Genomic DNA, 15,906 nt, shown 5'->3' on the forward strand with positions numbered 1-15,906 from the left:
TTGACGTAAGTCGCTCGCATCTGCGATACACATCAACATCCCACGACGGGTATCCGAAGCTGCGAGGCTGACGGAGCTGATAGAGGAAATGCGCCATGGCGAGCTATGCGGATGCGCAGGAAATGGCTGCTTTGCGGGCGCTTTCGGCCAGCATCGGGCGCAATCCAAATCTGACCCAGGCCGCCGGCGGCAACACCTCGCTGAAAGCCGGCGACACGCTGTGGATCAAGGCTTCCGGCACATGGCTGAAGGATGCGCTCTCCGAAGACATCATGGTCCCGGTGGCGATGGCGCCGCTGCTCAGGGCTGTCGAACAGCGCGACAGCGCCGCCGACCAGCCGCAGATCTTCGCCATCGAGACGCTCAACGCCCGGCGCCTGCGCCCTTCGATTGAAACCACCGTTCACGCGCTGATGCCGCAGCGCGTCGTCCTGCATGTCCATTGCGTCGAAACCATTTCGCTGGCGGTACAGGCCAATTGCGAGGTGGAAGCCGCCAGACGCCTTGATGGTCTCAAATGGGCGTATGTTCCTTATTTCCGGCCAGGCCTGCCGCTTGCCCAGGGTATTGCCGAGCGGCTTCAGGCTGGGGTCGACGTGCTGATCCTTGCCAATCACGGGCTGGTCGTTGCGGCCGATACCGTCGCCGAGGCCGAAGTGCTGCTGCGCCGCGTCACGCTGCTTCTGGCGCGGCCGGCGCGCCAAGTGGCGGAACCGGATGTTGCGGGATTGGCGGCGCTGGCCGGGAAAACCGGTTACAGGCTGCCGGCGGAAATCGAGGCGCACGCGGTCGCCATCGATCCCGAAAGCCGCCGCATGGCGTCCGGGGGCAGCCTCTACCCCGATCACGTCATCTTTCTGGGTCGGGGGTCGGTGGTGGCAAAGCCCGGTGAGGATGTGCCGCGCGTCATCGAGCGGTGCGGTACAAACCCCGTGGCGATCCTGTTTCCCGGGCTGGGCGTGCTGATGCGCGGCGATGCCAGTGCGGGCGCCGACGCCATGCAACGCTGCCTTGCCGACGTGACGGCACGCATCGACATTGCAGCGCGGCTGAACTACCTCACCGCCGCCGAGAACGATGAACTGGTCAACTGGGACGCCGAGAAGTATCGCCAGAAACTCAATGCCGCCAGCCGCTGACACGCCGCTTGCCATAGGCATCGACATCGGCACGTCCGGCGCGCGCGCGGTCGCCATGCGTCCGGATTTTTCCATTGCCGCGCGTTCCGCCGTTTCGCTCGAGTTGTTTGGCCGGAATGCCCGCGACCCTGCAGTGTGGTGGTCAGCGGTCGGCGCAGCGCTGGCGGAACTGCTTTCGGGCATCGACCGAACAGCGGTCCGGTCGATCGCTGTTGACGGCACTTCAGGTACGTTGCTGCCGGTCGACGGCGCCGGGCGGCCGCTGGCCGAGCCGCTGATGTACAACGATACGGTCGCCGACAACGCCATTCTGGTCGCGATCGCTCGCGAAGCCCCAGCGACCAGTGCCGCACTTGGGGCGACGTCCGGTCTCGCCAAGGCGCTCTGGTTCCAGCGCACGCCCGGTGTTGCCGCGGTGCTGCATCAGGCGGACTGGATCGCGGGACAATTCTCCGGTCGCTTCGATGTCAGCGACGAGAACAATGCCTTGAAAACCGGTTACGACATCACGGCCCGCTGCTGGCCGGACTGGATTGCGGCCACCGAAATGCGCATGGAGTTGCTGCCCGGTATCGCCAGGCCGGGCGATGTCGTCGGCAAACTCACCGCGGATGCCGCGGATATGTTCGGCTTACCGCGCGAAATCGCCGTCGTCGCCGGAACGACCGATGGCTGCGCCTCGTTCCTGGCGACAGGTGCCGCGGCAATGGGCGACGGCGTCACCGCGCTGGGGTCGTCGTTGACCGTCAAGATCCTGTCCGACCGGCCTATCTCGGCGCCACGCTTCGGCATCTACAGCCATCGGCTTGGAGATGTCTGGCTGGCGGGCGGCGCATCGAACTCCGGCGGCAAGGTGCTGACACAGCATTTCCCTCTGGCGCGCATCGTCGAGCTGAGCATGGCGATCGACCCGATGACCGAGACCGGCCTCGACTACTATCCTCTTGCCACTGCAGGCGAACGCTTTCCGATCGCCGATCCGGCACTGCCGCCGCGTCTTGTGCCGCGACCGGTGGAGGACGCCGACTATCTGAAAGCCATGTTGGAGGGTATCGCCGCGATCGAGGCGCTCGGCTATGACAGGCTCGCCGAGCTCGGCGCTCCGCAGCTGACGTCGGTCAGAAGCGTCGGCGGCGGTGCGGCGAATGCCGCCTGGACGGCGATCCGGCAGCGCAGACTTGGTGTTGATTTCCTGCCGGCGCTTTCGGACGAAGCCGCCGCCGGCACAGCGCGGCTGGCGCTGATGGGCGCAAGCGCGGCGGGGCTTCTATGAGCGCGAAAACAGTCGAACACCTCAACGGCGTCAACCAGCTGGCCGAGCGCTATGATTTTTTCCTGCTCGATCAGTTCGGCGTGCTGCATGACGGCGCCAGCCCCTATCCAGGGGCAGTGGAAGCACTGTCGGCGCTGAAGCGCGCCGGCAAGACCATTGTGCTGATCTCGAACTCCGGCAAGCGGGCGGGGCCTAACGAGAGCCGGCTGCTAAAGCTCGGCTTCGAACCGGGAAGCTGGGACCATTTTGTTTCTTCCGGCGAGGTCGCGTGGGAGTTCTTCCACGACATGGCGGTATCCGGAAAGCTACTGCCAAACACGAAATGCCTGTTGATAAGCCGCGACGATGACCGCTCGGCGATCGAAGGTCTGCCGTTCGCATTGACCAAGGACGGTGACGATGCCGGGCTGGTGCTGATTTCGGCCAGCGAGGGCGACCGCTATGATCTTGAGCACTATCGCCGACTTCTTGCGCCGGCTGCGGTGCGGCAGGTGCCATGCTTCTGCACCAACCCTGACAAGATCATGCTGACGGCAGTGGGGCCGCGCTTCGGTGCCGGCCGGCTGGCGGATCTCTACGAGGACCTCGGTGGTAGCGTCACGCGTATCGGCAAGCCTTACCCCACTATATTCGGCGCCGCACTAGCGCTGGCAGGCAATCCAGACCGCGGCACTGTGGTCTGCGTCGGCGACAGTGTCGAACACGACATCGCTGGCGGACTTGCTGCCGGCGTGGCCACGGTGCTGGTTCTGTCAGGAATATTGGCGGACACACCTGACCTGTTCGACCTGTTCGACACGATGGACGCATACCCGGATTACACCATGGATGGCTTCAGGTTTCGCTGATTTGATTCACCCCGCAGCGCTCGCGCCCGAATCCGGCCTCAACGCCTCGTGGCCGGCGAGCATTGGCCGGCTGGCTCAAGGCTGCCGAACAGCGCGGATCCAGTCGAGCCGCGCGGCTGGAATGAGGCCGTAATTGTAGAAATTGATGCCGTCGACACCGGGCGCCAGCGCTGGCTTCACCTTGGCCGCAAGAATGTCGGGGCGGGCCATTTCCGGATAGAACAGCCGGTAGCCGGCGCCGAGGAATTTGTCCGCGCCCAGTGCCGCACGGCCGGCCGCCATCAGGCTGGCGACATCGCCGGCCTGCATGTCGTAGGCGCACAGGATCGCCCCGTCGCAGACCTTGCCCAGCGCTGCCAGATCGCAACCGCCAAGCCAGCCGTCTTTCAGATCGATAATAACGACCCGCGTCGTGGGATCGGCTACCTCGCGCAGTTCGGCGACCAGGCTGGTCACTGGCTCGAATCGCCACAAGAGATAGGCATGGAGCTCCGGCCAGGGGGCAAAGGCGTCGATGCCGCAGGCGGGAAAATCGGGAAAGCGCCGCTCAGGCATCGCACGCTCGCAGGTCTCGACGATCCATTGCCTGGTGAGCTTGCGCGCCGCCTCGGCATCGATGCCGGCTTTTGCCGCACGGGCGACGCAGGACGGACAGAAGCACAGAGACAAAAGAAAATCGTCTTCCGGCGTCAGCCCGACACCGTCCTTCTCGTGATGGTATTCATGGGCAAAGCCCATGAAGGACGGGCTTTCAAGTTCTATCCGGTCCGGCCGGTAGCTGTGCGAGATGTCGGCGATCAGCGCGCGGACATAGGCGCGCGCATCGGGATGGGAGGGGCAGAGATTGTAGTAGTTGGCATCGCCGAAGGCGTTGCGGGTGACGGCCTGCGGATGCAGCATGCCCAGGCGGGTGTTGTGCAGGCAGACCGTCCAGCACGAAACTCCTAGTCCGCCCGCGTCGCGACGGCGGATGAGCTGACCGAGCACGTCGCCGCCCTCAGTGATCACGTCAGCCACCTTGGGCTGGATGGCTAGACTTCCCCAGCGCGCAGCGGTCGGCTTGAAATAGATGGTGCCGTCCTCAGGGAAATAGGCCTTGCGGCGCGGGCTGCGCGGCTGCAGGAAGCGCCCGGCATGATAGGATGTCGCCAGGCTGATCATGTTGAGCCCGGCGCGCTCGACAAGATCACGTTCGACCGTCTCCAGGCCGAGATCCTGGATGTCCCAGGGATAGGTCCACATGGACAGTTGCTGCATGGAATATCCTCTGCCTTTGGCTCAGCCGTCGACCGGCTCTGCGACCTGCATTAGGCAGTCGCCCGCCTCACACATCGTGTGCAGCCGGCGCGACAGCACCAAGCCGCTTTCGGCGAAATGCAGGGCCTCCTCGGCAACATCGAGCCGCTCGAGATCGTGGTACCAGCCGGCCAATTGTCCTGAAGTGACACTGTCGCCGAGCCTAGCGGCGGGCTCGAACCAGCCGCGGCGGGTGGCATAGAGGCCCTGGCTGTGCCTGGACAGGGACAGCAGCCTTGTCGGCGCCGAAGGCTTTTCGCCCGCGCCAAGAACCGGCGCGTCGACCACACCCATTGCTATCATCAGACGGTCGAGCGCGCGGGCCGTGATCGCCATCGAATCGACCGTTGCGGTGCCACCGCCGCCGAACTCGCCGCTGACGCCGACGGCGCCGGCGCGGCGCGCTGCGCCCATCGAGGTTGGCGAGGCCTGGCCGTTGTCAGCGATAAAGCCGTAGGGCATGCCGAGCGTGCGCATCAGCTCGACGCCACGCCGGTGGCGCTCGGGATCGGCGTTGCGTTCGACCAGCGCGGTCGGCAGATGCTCCATCGACGTGCCGCCCGAATGGATATCGAAGACGACGTCGTGACGAGGAAACAGCTCCGTCTCAAGGAAATTGGCGAGCCGGCTTGTCGGCGTTCCCGAGGGATCGCCGGGAAACGCCCGGTTGAGATTGCCGCCGTCGAGCGGCGAGCAGCGCTTGGCGGCCATCACCGCAGGGGCGTTGGCCATCGGCATGATGGTGATGCGGCCCTTGATCCGCTTCGGATCGAGCCGGCGCGCCAGTTTTGCCAGCGACAGCTCGCCCTCATATTCGTCGCCGTGATTGCCGGCCATCAAAAGCAGTGACGGGCCGTCGCCATTGCGGATGAGGCAGATCGGCACCTTGACCTGAAAGTAGGGCGAGCGATCGATCGAGAACGGAATGCTTAGATGGCTGAGCGTCTTGCCGTCGCGGTCGAAATCGAGCGTGTGGGCGAGGCCGGTGTGCATGGTCAGACCGCCGCGACCGCGGTGATTTCGATGCGCAGATCAGGGTCGGCAAGCCGCGCCTCGACGCAGGCCCGCGCCGGCAGGCGGGCAGGATCGATCCAGGCATCGTAGATGCTGTTCATGGCCTCGAAATCACCGATCTGCGGCAGGAAGATGTTGACCGCCACCAACTTCGACTTGCTGCTGCCGACCTCGACCAGCAGCGCCTCGACTTTGGCAAGCACGTCGCTGGTCTGGCCTTCGATGCCGGCCTTGCGATCGTTGGCCACCTGGCCGGCTATGTGAACGAGGCCGCCATAGACGACTGCCTGCGACATGCGCGAGCCGGACTGAAAATACTTGATCATATCGGATCCTTTCGAGGTTCTCTTTTTGGGGGATCTGGTCAGCCGAACCAGGTGGGGAAAGCGTGGCGGACGTGGCCGGTCGCGTCGACGCCGAAGATCACGCGATAACGGTCGAGGCAGGTGCAGGGATGCGAGATGCCGAATTCGACGACGTCGCCGACGGCCACGTCGTCGCTCGGTGCAATCGACAGGAAGGAATGCTGGTCGTTGAGCTTGACCACCTCGGCGCGCGCCGCCGGCATCGGCAGCGGCTTGCAGGCACGAAAGACGGTGAGCGGCGTTGGAAAGCCCTGGTCGAACGACACGTCGCGCATGCCCATGCCGCAGATGACAAGGCCCGGCTCCGGACGCGACAGCACTTCGGCCCAAAGGCGTAGCGCAGGGCGAAAGGAATGCCGCGCCGAAGCGCTGATGCCGCCTATGGCAAAACCTTTGCGGGCATCGAGGGCGCCGAGCGAACGGTCATAGGTGCCGTGGTCGTGGAAGAAGATGGCGCCGCTGCGCAGCACCAGCGTTGCGTTGCCGTCGCTGGAAACGAGGGGTGCAAGCGCCGCGACCACCTGGTCGAAGAAGGCGGAGCCGCCGGCTGTGACGATCAGCGGTGCGTCGCCGCCGACGCGGGCACGCAGCCGCAGGAACATGTCGGCGGTCATTGCCAGCAGGCCGGATATCACCTCATCGGTGCGACCGGGCTCGGGTTGCGCCGCCGCCCCTTCATAGGTCGCAACGCCGGCGATCAGCAGCCGCCCGCCGGCAGCCGTGATCGCATCGGCGATGGCCTCGGCTTGCGCGGTGGTGCGGGCGCCCGCCCTGCCCGCACCAAGTTCGACCAGCACGCGCAGCGGCGGCAGCGCCGCATTGGCGCGCCAAGCCTCGGCAAGCGCGTTCACGGCGTCGACCGAGTCGGCAAAGACATAGAGCTCGGCATCCGGCCAGGCACCAGCAAGCACGGCCAGCCGGTTGGCGCCGCCGGCTCCTCCAACCTCATTGGCGATGATCAGCCGTGTCAAGCCGGCCTTCAGCATCACTGTCGCTTGCCTGATGTCGGCGACCGTCGTGCCCCATGCGCCGGCCTCGACCAGCGACCGGGTAAGATCGGGCGCCATCGGCGTCTTGGCATGCGGAGCGATCGCAACATTGTGTTCGCGCGCATAGCGCAGGAACAGGTCGCGATTGGCGGAGAAGGCCGCCTCGTCGAGGGTCAGCACCGGAAGCGCCATGCGTCCATCGGCCGGATGCCAGTGCTCGGCCGCGACAAGGCTGCTGTCCAGCCCGGTTGTGCCGGGAGGCACGCCGCGGATGCGGTCGTCGAGCCGAAAATTTTCGCGCACCGAAAGGGCTGGAACCGGTGAGTTTTCAGTCATGCGATGCTAACCCTTTTACCGTCGCAGAACGAAGCCAGGATCGATCGCCGGTCACAGCCTGAGAGAGATACGTGCCAGAACCTTACGCCGGACCGATCATCGACGCCCATCATCATCTTTGGGATCTCAGCCTGGGACGGCATCCCTGGCTCGGCGCCACGGCCGGCGAGCGCGGCGGCCTGGGCGAGCTTGGCCCCTTGCGGCGGAACTATCTGCCCGGGGATTATGCGCGCGATGCCATAGGGCATAATGTCGTCGCCACCCTCCATGTCGAAGCCGGCTGGGCGAGTGGCGACTGCATCGGAGAAACGCGCTGGCTTGAAGCACTCGACAAATCGCGCGGCGTCGCCGCCCGCTATGTCGTTCACGTGCCGCTCGCCGATCGCCAGGCGCCTGCGCTGATCGAAGCGCAAGCCGCGTTCGAGCGTGTCGCCGGCGTGCGCGACATATTGAGCTGGGATCCCGACCCTGCCCGCCGTTTTGCGGCCCGTGACGGCATCATGGACGATCCGGCCTGGCGCGCCGGGCTTGCCTTGCTTGGCCAGCATCGGCTGGCCTTCGACCTGATGGTGTTTCCGCGCCAGCTCGCCGGCGCGGCTCGCCTTGCGGCTGCCTTCCCCGATCAGCAATTCGTGCTCAACCATTGCGGCAGTCCGATCGACCGCGACGCCGACGGCATGCAGAGATGGCGCGACGGGCTGCGGCTTCTGTCGCAATGCGACAACGTCGCCATCAAAATATCGGATCTGGTCGCCTACGATCATGACTGGACGCTCGACAGCCTGAAGCCCGTCGTCCTGCATTGCATCGATTGTTTCGGCACCGGTCGCGCCATGTTCGGCAGCGACTTTCCGGTCGCCGGCCTGCATGCCTCGTTCGATGACATATATGACGGCTTCAAAACCATCACAGCGGACTTTTCCGCCGACGAGCAGACGGCGCTGTTCTTCGGCAACGCAAGGCGCATCTATCGGCTCGACGATGTGTCATCGGCGCGCCTGCTCCCGGCCTGAGAGCAGCAGCAGGCCGAGGATCAGCGAGCCGAACAGGATGCTGCGCCAGCCGGGCGATGCGTTGACGACGGTGATCAGCGCGGTGATGGTGACCAGCAGGATGGCGCCGGGGATGGTGCCGGCATAGGTGCCAAGCCCGCCGAGGATCGAGGTGCCTCCGAGGACCACAGCGGCAATCGAGGCGAGCAGATAGGGATCGCCGATGCCGACATAGCCCTGTCCGTTCATGCCCAACACGAGCACGCCGGCAAGTCCCGAGCAGAAGCCGCTGATGCCGTAGACCGCAAGCGTCGTGGACGTGACCGGAACACCGGACAATGCCGCGGCAAGTGGGTTCGCGCCCATGGCGAAGATGCGGGCGCCGAGCGATGTCGCATGCATCGTGGTCAGCACGATCGCCGACACGACCACCCACAACAATACGCCAGCGGGAATGCCGGCCGGCCGGCCATTGCCGAGCCAGTGGACCAGCGGGTTCTCGGCGGTCACGGCGCTGCCGCCGGCGATGATGATCAACAGACCCTGCAAGAATGTCGCCATGGCCAATGTCATGATCATCGGGTGGACGCGCAGCAAAGCGACGCCGAGCCCGTTGACCAGGCCGATTGCCGTGGTCAGCACCAGAACGGCAAGAATGGCGGTGATGCCGGTCGGATCCACCTGCCACGACAGCAGCGGCAGGCTGACGGCGCTGACCGTGACGATGGCCGCGACGGAAAGGTCGATGCCGCCGGCGATCACCACAAAAGTCTGGCCCGAGGCAACCAGGCCGATGACGGCGCCGAGCTCCACCAGATAGCGCAGATGGCCATAAGCGCCGAAGCCGCGCGAAACGAAGCTCGCCACGATCCAGACCGCGGCAACGATGGCAACGGTGAGAAACGGCCGGCTGCGCAGGACCGTCAGGGCGCGTTTGCCGCCCGCGCTGTCATTCCATGCTGTCATTGCTGTGCCTTGCGGAATTGCGGGATGGCGACCGCGCCGATGATGATCAGGCCCTGGGCCACATATTGTGCGACCGGCGTGAAGCCGAGGAAGAACATGACGCTGATCATCAGGCTGAGCAGCAGGCTGCCGGCAAGCGCGCCGCGCATCGTGCCCTGGCCGCCGAGGAAGCCGATGCCGCCGAGCACCGCAGCGGCAATCGAGTTCAGGGTAAAGGCGGCGCCGATGACCGGGTCGCCCGAACCGGTCTGTGCGGCGACGAACAAGCCGGCGCCAGTGGAGAGCAGACCGCTGATCGCATAGGCCGCAATGCGCGCGCCGTCGACCGGCACGCCGGAGCGATAGGCGCCGACCGGATTCTCGCCGGCGGCATAGAGGCTCAAGCCAAGCGGCGTGGCGAGATAGAGCTTCCACAGGAGAATGATGACCACCAGCAGCACGAATGCCGCCGGTGTGTTGCCGGCAAGCAGGTCGGACAGCCACGCCGGGATTGCGCCGCCGGGCCGCGGCAGGATCAGCAGTGCGGCGCCGCCGATGATGAACGACCCGGCAAGCGTCACCACGATGGCCGGCAGCCGAAGCCGTACCACGATGAAGCCGGTCGCCGCCCCGATGCCGAGGCCCGTCAGCGCCACTGCGGCAGTGCCCCCGGCGACGCCCAGCGGCCCGGCCATCGTCGTCGCGGCGATGACCGCGCCCAAGCTGACCGTCGCGCCGATGGCTAGGCTGATGCCGCCGGTGAGCATCAGGATCGCCTGCGCCATGGCGACCAGCGCCAATGGAAACCAGCTCTGGGTGAATTTGGCGAAGCCGGACGCCGTGAACAGGCCCGGAAAGAGGACGCCATAGGCGATGAGAAACACCAGGACGACGGCAAACAGGCTGCGCACGCCGACATTGCGACGCATCTGCACCGGCCAGTAGAGCGCATCGGTCTGCCGGGCGGAGGAAGATGTGTTCATGCCGCAACCTTCCGCTGTTCGGCGCCCATCGCCGCGGAGACGATGGCTTCCTCGCTCAGCGCTCCACGCGCCAGCATGGCGACGATGCGGCCTTCGCGGACGATGGCTACACGGTCGCAAAGGTGCACGAGTTCGGGCGTGTCGGAACTGAGCAGCACGACCGCCTTGCCGGCGGCGGCGAAATTGCGAAGCATCATGTAGATCTCACGTTTTGTTTCGACGTCGACGCCGCGCGTCGGATCGTTGAGCAGAAGCACCAGCGGGTCGTGCGGCATCCATTTCGCCAGCGCCACCTTCTGCTGGTTGCCGCCCGATAGAGCCTGCGCCGCCCGCCCGAGGTGGCCCTTGATGCCGAGTTGGGCGGCAAGGCTTTTGGCCGTCTCGCGCTCTGCGCGGCGGCTGCGCAGCTTCAGCGCCGGCAGCCTGGCAAAGGCGGGCAGCATCATGTTGGTGATGATGGGATGGATCAGGTGCAGGCCCTCGCGCTTGCGATCCGCGGGCACATAGGCCAGCCCCAGCGCGTTGGCTTTCGGCACGCCGCCGGGCAGGCCGGAGGCGCCGTTGACGGTCGCCGACGCCGTCCGTGCCGGAATGGCGCCGTAGAGACCGAGCAGCAGATCTTCCTGCCCTTGCCCGACCAGGCCGCCAATGCCAAGCACTTCGCCCGTTTTGATATCCAGATCGACGTCGCGCATCAGGCCGGCCGAAAGATTTCGGACAGAGATAGCGTTGGCAGGCAAACTGGAAGGCTGCCATTGCGGAAAAAGATCACCGGGATCGCGGCCGACCATCAGCCGAACCAACCCGGCGGCGTCGGTGCCTTCCAGGGTGCGGTCGGCCGTGCAGGTGCCGTCCTTCAGAACGGTGACGTGCTGGCACAGCGCCATGACTTCGTTCAGTCGGTGCGAGATGTAGAGAATGGCGATGCCTTCGCCGCGCAACCGCTGCAGCAGATCGGTGAGGATTTTGGTTTCGGTTGCCGATAGCGACGATGTCGGTTCGTCGAGAATGAGCACGCGCGGCCGGCGATAGAGCGCCTTGGCGATCTCCACCATTTGGCGGCGGCCGAGCGACAGATGCCCGACCGGCGTCGACAGCGGCTCGTGCAGCCCGACAAGTTCGCATGCGGCCCTCGCCCGCGCAGCGAGTTCGCGGTAGTCGATCAGGCCGAACCGTTTGGGATAGGCGCCGAGACCAATATTTTCGGCGATGGAAAGACTGGCCGTCAGGCTGAGTTCCTGCTGGACGACGGCGATGCCGGCCTGCCGCGCAACAGCCGGCGTCATGCGTGAGACCGCGCGTCCATCGACCTCGATCGTCCCGCCATCCGGTCTCAAGGCGCCGGACAAAAGGTTGATCAAGGTCGACTTTCCGGCGCCGTTCTCGCCGAGCAGCGCATGCACGCGGCCCGGCTGGAGAGCGATTGAAACGTCGCGCAGGACGGGGTTGCCGAAGAAAGACTTCGACACACCCCGCGCCGCGAGCAGCGGAGCCATGGTTGTCAACGCTACAACCCTTCAGGCTTATTTCTGAGCCAGCAGCTTCTTGAACAGCTCCTCATCGTAAGGAGAAAAGATGTAGCCGTCAGCCGGGAAGTCCTTGGCCCGGGCGAGGTATTCGTCGATGTTGGAATTGTCGATTACCGGCAGCGGAATCTTGACGAAAGCCGGCACATCCTTGCCTTCCAGCGCCTGGACGGCAGTGTAGGTGGCGAAGGCGCCGAGCCAGTTCGGCTGCATCGTCGCCCAGCTCTTCAAGCCCTTTTCTTTCCAGAGTTCCAAAAACTGCCGGGCGTTCTCACCGGTGATCGGCACCTGTTCACGGCCCTGCTTGTCGAGGGCCAGCACGGCGCCTGCCGACAGAGCACCGCCGAGCGACAGGATGCCGTCGATCTCGGGGTTGGCGAAGAGCAGGCTGGTGACGGCTTCCTGTGCCGGCGCGACGTTGTAGGGCGTGTTGGTCTCGGCAAGCACCGTCACGTCGGGATGGGCCTTGAGCTCAGCGTCGGCGCCTTTGCGCCTGTCATCGCTGACCGAAACCCCGGCGGGGCCATTGAGGATCAGGATCTTGCCCTTGCCGCCGATGGCGTCGATCAGGAACTTGGCGGCCTGGTCGCCCCACTGCGAAGAATCGGTATTGACCTTGGCGGTGACCTTGTCGGTATCGACGAGGCTGTCGAAGTTGATGATGGCGATGCCCTTGGCGCAGGCATCGGCCAGAACGCGTGCAGGTGCGGTCGACGAACCGGCGATCAGGATGATGGCGTCGACATCGGAATCGATCATCGACTGGATCTGCTGGATCTGGACGTTGGCATCGCCCTGAGCGTCGGTGACGACGAGCTTGTCGACCAGTCCCTGCTTCTTCAGGGTCTCGACTTCGGCTTCGATCGTGCCTTGGGTCTGCTTCATCCAGGTCGGCACGGAATAGATGTTGGCCCAGCCGATCGTGTACGGCGCCTTGCGGTCGCCCTTGATGCAGTTGGCGGCGGCATTGGCTGCCGAGCCGGCGCCAAAGCTCAGCACGAGACCGAGGCAAAGCGCGCTGGCGGATGCGAAAAACGGTGATTTCATCATGACTGTTCCCTTCAGAGGTTGTGGCCTCGACGTGCAGAACAAGGGCGAGGAAACCCGTCGGTCGCCGGGTCTTGGAAACCGTGTGTCGCCTCGGGATTTGTCTGCGTCAGGCTCGTTAGTTTGTCTGGTATTTCAGACAATGTGTCTGTATATCGGACAAACTGGATGCTAGACCGAGCCTTGACATCTTTCAAGCGCCTTGAGACGAGAACCGAAATGATTTTGGCGGATGGTCATGAGCGACGGCACTAACGATGCGATCGGGAAGGAAGCCGGCGCGGAGCCGCGCAACGGCGAACGACGACGCGGCATTGACCGCGTCATCATGCTGCTCGAGGCGTTGCTGCGGCACCGCGCGCCAATGCGCGTCGGCGACATCGCCAAAATGATCGGCGCCCCGCGTTCGACCACCTACGAGATCGTCAACAGCCTGCTCGACGCCGAAATGCTCGAAAACGTCGGCGGTGAAGGTTACGTCTATTTCGGACGCGCCATGCATCTGTTCGGCTGGGCCTACTCACATCACAACGCCCATTACCGTCGCATCATCGAGACCTTGGATAAGTTGGCCGCCGAGACAGGCGAGACGGTCCAGCTATGCGGCCTGCGTGGCAACAAATACGTCGTTCTTGACTGCCGAGATTCGCCGGGCCCGTTCCGGATCTCAAGCGATGTCGGGGTTGAGGTGCCGATCCCATGGACGGCATCCGGACGGCTGCTCCTCGGCCATATGAACGAGCAAGAGTTGAGGGATTTCATCCCATCTGGCGACTACAAGCTTCCCGACGGCCGCATCATTGCACCAGCCGAATTCTTTGCCGATGTTGCCTTGGCCCACCGGCAGGGTTTCAGCGAGACCACAGCCCTGGCCGACCGTTTCACCTGGTGCATGGCGGCCCCCATCCGTGACGGCCACGGCGCCATCAAAAGGACCTTGTGTTTGGTGTTACCCGTCGACACGCCGGAGCCACGGCGCGACGAACTGCTTGCGTTGCTGCGCGAGCGCGCCCGTGGACTGTCTCTGGCGGGAGGCTGACGATCAGCCGTCGTGCCCTCTGGTTGAAGCCTCTTAAAGGCACATGGATTCCGCTCTTCCCCATTGGTTCCATTTAGGTTCGGGACCTTAGTCCCATAGTCGGTGGATAAGGTCCGAACCAGGGAACACGCAACCGGAAGCCACATTAGGAGAAGACCGTCGATCAAAGTCCCTTCATCGCCGGTTGAGGATCCCGCCGCTCTTACTGTCGAGAGCGCGGCGGGATCCTTATGCGCGGAGCGAGCACATGAGATTTGTCGAAATTTTCACAGATGTGCTTACGGCCCTGCTTCTCGCTTTATTCGTGTGCGGGATATTCGCTGTTTTCGGAGGCCATCTGGTTCCTCCACGCTACGCAAAGATGGTGTTGCTGCCGGACCTCGATAAGATGACGACTGCATCATCTACACCCAGCTTGCCCGATTCCATCGACTTGCAAGTTCAAAAGCGCCCAGAGGTGCAAAGGTCTGCCGGCGTGACACAGCGCGGAGTCGGTCTGGAGCCGCCAGTGCCATCCAGCAAGCGGTAAGAATCAGCGGAGGTTTTCGTGGCTCCCCAGCTATCAGAGAGCGCCGGCGATTATTGACAGACCCGGCTCTTGAAATTGGCTGAAAACGCCGCTCCACATTTCCGCATCTGTTTGAATTGTGTTTATCAACTAGTGCGGACGCTATGGCGAAGCAGGTTGAGTTGGCGGCGTTCCTGGCTGATCCCCGCCAGTGCTTGATCGCGGCGTGGGATCCTTGTCGAGCTTGGGATTTCGGTCCACCGGTTCGCCATTCACATCGTCGGCCTTGGAGTTTGCAGGGTCCGTTTGGCCAGGATTTGGGCTGTAAGTATCTGGCGATGGAACCCGGCTGTTTTGTTGTGTCGCCGGTGTCTTAGCCTGCTCGCCATAGATTTCAGCGATCCCCCAGGCAACGAGCGCCAAGACAAGGCCTGCCAAGAGCACGCCAAGGACCGGTCGCCCCAAGCCACCCTGCCTGGCCCGCTTTTCCGGAATGTTTCTGCTCATGATCGCAACCTTGGGCTAAGAGGAGTGGCCCGCGCTCCAGGAGCGAAGACGCGGGCAGTCAAGAGCTCCGGCAGTCGGCCATGCGGCGAACAGGGAACTCGCTGCACATACCGAACTCGCTGGCGCTGTTGATGTTCCCACGGAATCCAAACAGCGCGCCGCCGGGAGCCGGACTGGCAATTTGGGTTGGAGTGGCTGGAACGAGCCAGCTCAAGGTCAACGAGCGGCGGTGTGCGTAAGCGGGCATTGCGAGCCAGACTGGAACTTTGCCGAATCTGCCGCGTTGCCGACCATGGCCGACTACAACGAAACCACCATCCGGTGCTGACCGGTTGCAAGGCCGCGTTGCCACCAGGGACATCTGTTTGAAGGCTATCTGAATTTGCTCCTCGTTGTCGGCGATTCCGCCCGATGGAACATCCTGATCCGCTCGCGGTTGGGGAAGCCCGGGCCAGCGGCAGGAGCATCATCATGAACGTCGAACGTAACCCGGCCGAAGACAGAGGCGATATCCAGTCTGGGGTGACAGAGGACAAGACGCCGGGATTCGACCCGGCGGCGGCGCCTATGGAAACCGATGCCGAAGCAGCAGACACCTGCGCCGTGCCGGTTCCCGCAGCGACGGGCACGCCGGCTTTCGCTAATCAAGCAAGCTTCGCCAATGCGATGCGGCGGCCGGACGACGAGCGCGCCCCGGCCCCGAGTAAAAACGGCCCGGTGCTGGCCATTGTCGCGCTTGTCGTCGTTGCCGCCGTCGTGTTCGTTGTCGCCGCGATTCTGGCGCGATAGCAGATCCTGCGCTTGCGCCAAACCTCTGCGAAGCGATCAGGGATGCGGTCGTGGCAGCAGGCGATCAGCGGCTGGAAAAACAAGCTGCAGGTTGCAGCGGCGCATGGCACGCCGGCCGGCACCCTGACCGAGCAGCATTGCGGCATGGCCGAACCCGGCTCGGCCGCCAAGGGTTGAGGCCGGATGCTCGTTCGAAGCGGGAACATTTCACATCAAGCCAAGTTCGGGCTCGCAGAGCTTGTCGTCAAGGAACAGCACATGAAGGCCCTGACATGGCACGGCAAAGGCGACATACGTTGCGAACAGGTGG

14 protein-coding genes and 1 pseudogene are annotated in these 15,906 nt (G+C 64.3%); 7 read left to right on the forward strand and 8 right to left on the reverse strand.

The genetic code is table 11. The features are described 5' to 3' along the window. Positions 1-95 precede the first annotated feature (95 nt). The 3 genes from NKJ18_RS18110 to NKJ18_RS18120 are packed head-to-tail and all read left to right on the forward strand — an operon-like array spanning position 96 to position 3,260. Positions 96-1,139 (forward strand): class II aldolase/adducin family protein, encoded by a 1,044-nt coding sequence (locus tag NKJ18_RS18110; RefSeq protein ID WP_023670571.1) that lies wholly within the window; start codon positions 96-98, stop codon positions 1,137-1,139. Further along, the gene (locus NKJ18_RS18115; protein WP_031199271.1) at positions 1,123-2,412 is read left to right on the forward strand and encodes an FGGY-family carbohydrate kinase; all 1,290 of its coding nucleotides are present in this window, start codon (positions 1,123-1,125) and stop codon (positions 2,410-2,412) included. The genes NKJ18_RS18110 and NKJ18_RS18115 overlap by 17 nt, the downstream gene beginning before the upstream one ends. Further along, positions 2,409-3,260: a TIGR01459 family HAD-type hydrolase gene (locus NKJ18_RS18120; protein WP_023701283.1), complete on the forward strand. Its 852-nt coding sequence runs from the start codon at positions 2,409-2,411 to the stop codon at positions 3,258-3,260. The genes NKJ18_RS18115 and NKJ18_RS18120 overlap by 4 nt, the downstream gene beginning before the upstream one ends. A gap of 75 nt (positions 3,261-3,335) precedes the next feature. On the opposite strand, the gene NKJ18_RS18125 is transcribed toward NKJ18_RS18120, so the two are convergent. Genes NKJ18_RS18125 through NKJ18_RS18140 form a run of 4 tightly spaced genes read right to left on the reverse strand, consistent with a single transcriptional unit; the run spans position 3,336 to position 7,260 of the window. Beyond that, positions 3,336-4,517 carry a hypothetical protein gene (locus NKJ18_RS18125; protein ID WP_023807587.1) on the reverse strand — a complete coding sequence of 394 codons (1,182 nt, stop codon included), beginning with the start codon at positions 4,515-4,517 and terminating at the stop codon, positions 3,336-3,338. 21 nt (positions 4,518-4,538) lie between these two features. Next, positions 4,539-5,549, reverse strand: a complete 1,011-nt coding sequence (locus tag NKJ18_RS18130) for a succinylglutamate desuccinylase/aspartoacylase family protein (protein ID WP_023686805.1) — start codon at positions 5,547-5,549, stop codon at positions 4,539-4,541. 2 nt (positions 5,550-5,551) lie between these two features. Continuing rightward, positions 5,552-5,896 (reverse strand): RidA family protein, encoded by a 345-nt coding sequence (locus tag NKJ18_RS18135; protein ID WP_023686804.1) that lies wholly within the window; start codon positions 5,894-5,896, stop codon positions 5,552-5,554. Positions 5,897-5,934: 38 nt separating this feature from the next. Further along, a complete protein-coding gene (locus NKJ18_RS18140; protein WP_023686803.1) occupies positions 5,935-7,260 on the reverse strand; it encodes an alanine racemase in 1,326 nt (441 codons plus the stop codon). A 71-nt stretch (positions 7,261-7,331) separates the two neighbouring features. Here NKJ18_RS18140 and NKJ18_RS18145 point away from each other — a divergent pair, with 71 nt between their 5' ends. Further along, positions 7,332-8,273: an amidohydrolase family protein gene (locus tag NKJ18_RS18145; protein ID WP_023701281.1), complete on the forward strand. Its 942-nt coding sequence runs from the start codon at positions 7,332-7,334 to the stop codon at positions 8,271-8,273. Here NKJ18_RS18145 and NKJ18_RS18150 read toward each other — a convergent pair. From NKJ18_RS18150 to NKJ18_RS18165, 4 genes are read right to left on the reverse strand one after another with little or no spacing between them, the layout of a single operon-like run. Next, on the reverse strand, positions 8,247-9,218 hold the full coding sequence (locus tag NKJ18_RS18150; RefSeq protein WP_352759069.1) for an ABC transporter permease: 972 nt from the start codon (positions 9,216-9,218) through the stop codon (positions 8,247-8,249). The genes NKJ18_RS18145 and NKJ18_RS18150 overlap by 27 nt on opposite strands. Then, positions 9,215-10,180 carry an ABC transporter permease gene (locus NKJ18_RS18155; protein ID WP_023834041.1) on the reverse strand — a complete coding sequence of 322 codons (966 nt, stop codon included), beginning with the start codon at positions 10,178-10,180 and terminating at the stop codon, positions 9,215-9,217. Before NKJ18_RS18155 ends, NKJ18_RS18150 begins: the two co-directional genes overlap by 4 nt. Further along, positions 10,177-11,676, reverse strand: a complete 1,500-nt coding sequence (locus tag NKJ18_RS18160) for a sugar ABC transporter ATP-binding protein (RefSeq protein WP_352759099.1) — start codon at positions 11,674-11,676, stop codon at positions 10,177-10,179. Before NKJ18_RS18160 ends, NKJ18_RS18155 begins: the two co-directional genes overlap by 4 nt. Positions 11,677-11,703: 27 nt before the next feature. After that, positions 11,704-12,756: an ABC transporter substrate-binding protein gene (locus NKJ18_RS18165; protein WP_023723360.1), complete on the reverse strand. Its 1,053-nt coding sequence runs from the start codon at positions 12,754-12,756 to the stop codon at positions 11,704-11,706. Between the two features lie 235 nt (positions 12,757-12,991). On the opposite strand from NKJ18_RS18165, the gene NKJ18_RS18170 reads away from it, so the two are divergent. The 3 genes and pseudogenes from NKJ18_RS18170 to NKJ18_RS18180 form a co-directional block, all read left to right on the forward strand. Further along, complete coding sequence (locus NKJ18_RS18170) at positions 12,992-13,792, forward strand: IclR family transcriptional regulator (protein ID WP_023732358.1); 801 nt, start codon at positions 12,992-12,994, stop codon at positions 13,790-13,792. Between the two features lie 1,426 nt (positions 13,793-15,218). Then, positions 15,219-15,596, forward strand: coding sequence for a hypothetical protein (locus tag NKJ18_RS18175; RefSeq protein ID WP_023745726.1), 378 nt, complete (start codon positions 15,219-15,221; stop codon positions 15,594-15,596). 63 nt (positions 15,597-15,659) lie between these two features. Further along, positions 15,660-15,773, forward strand: a pseudogene (locus NKJ18_RS18180) (SDR family NAD(P)-dependent oxidoreductase); the annotation flags it as partial. Between the last annotated feature and the right edge of the window lie 133 nt (positions 15,774-15,906).

This window comes from Mesorhizobium sp. M0217 (assembly GCF_040321955.1).
Classification (GTDB): domain Bacteria; phylum Pseudomonadota; class Alphaproteobacteria; order Rhizobiales; family Rhizobiaceae; genus Mesorhizobium.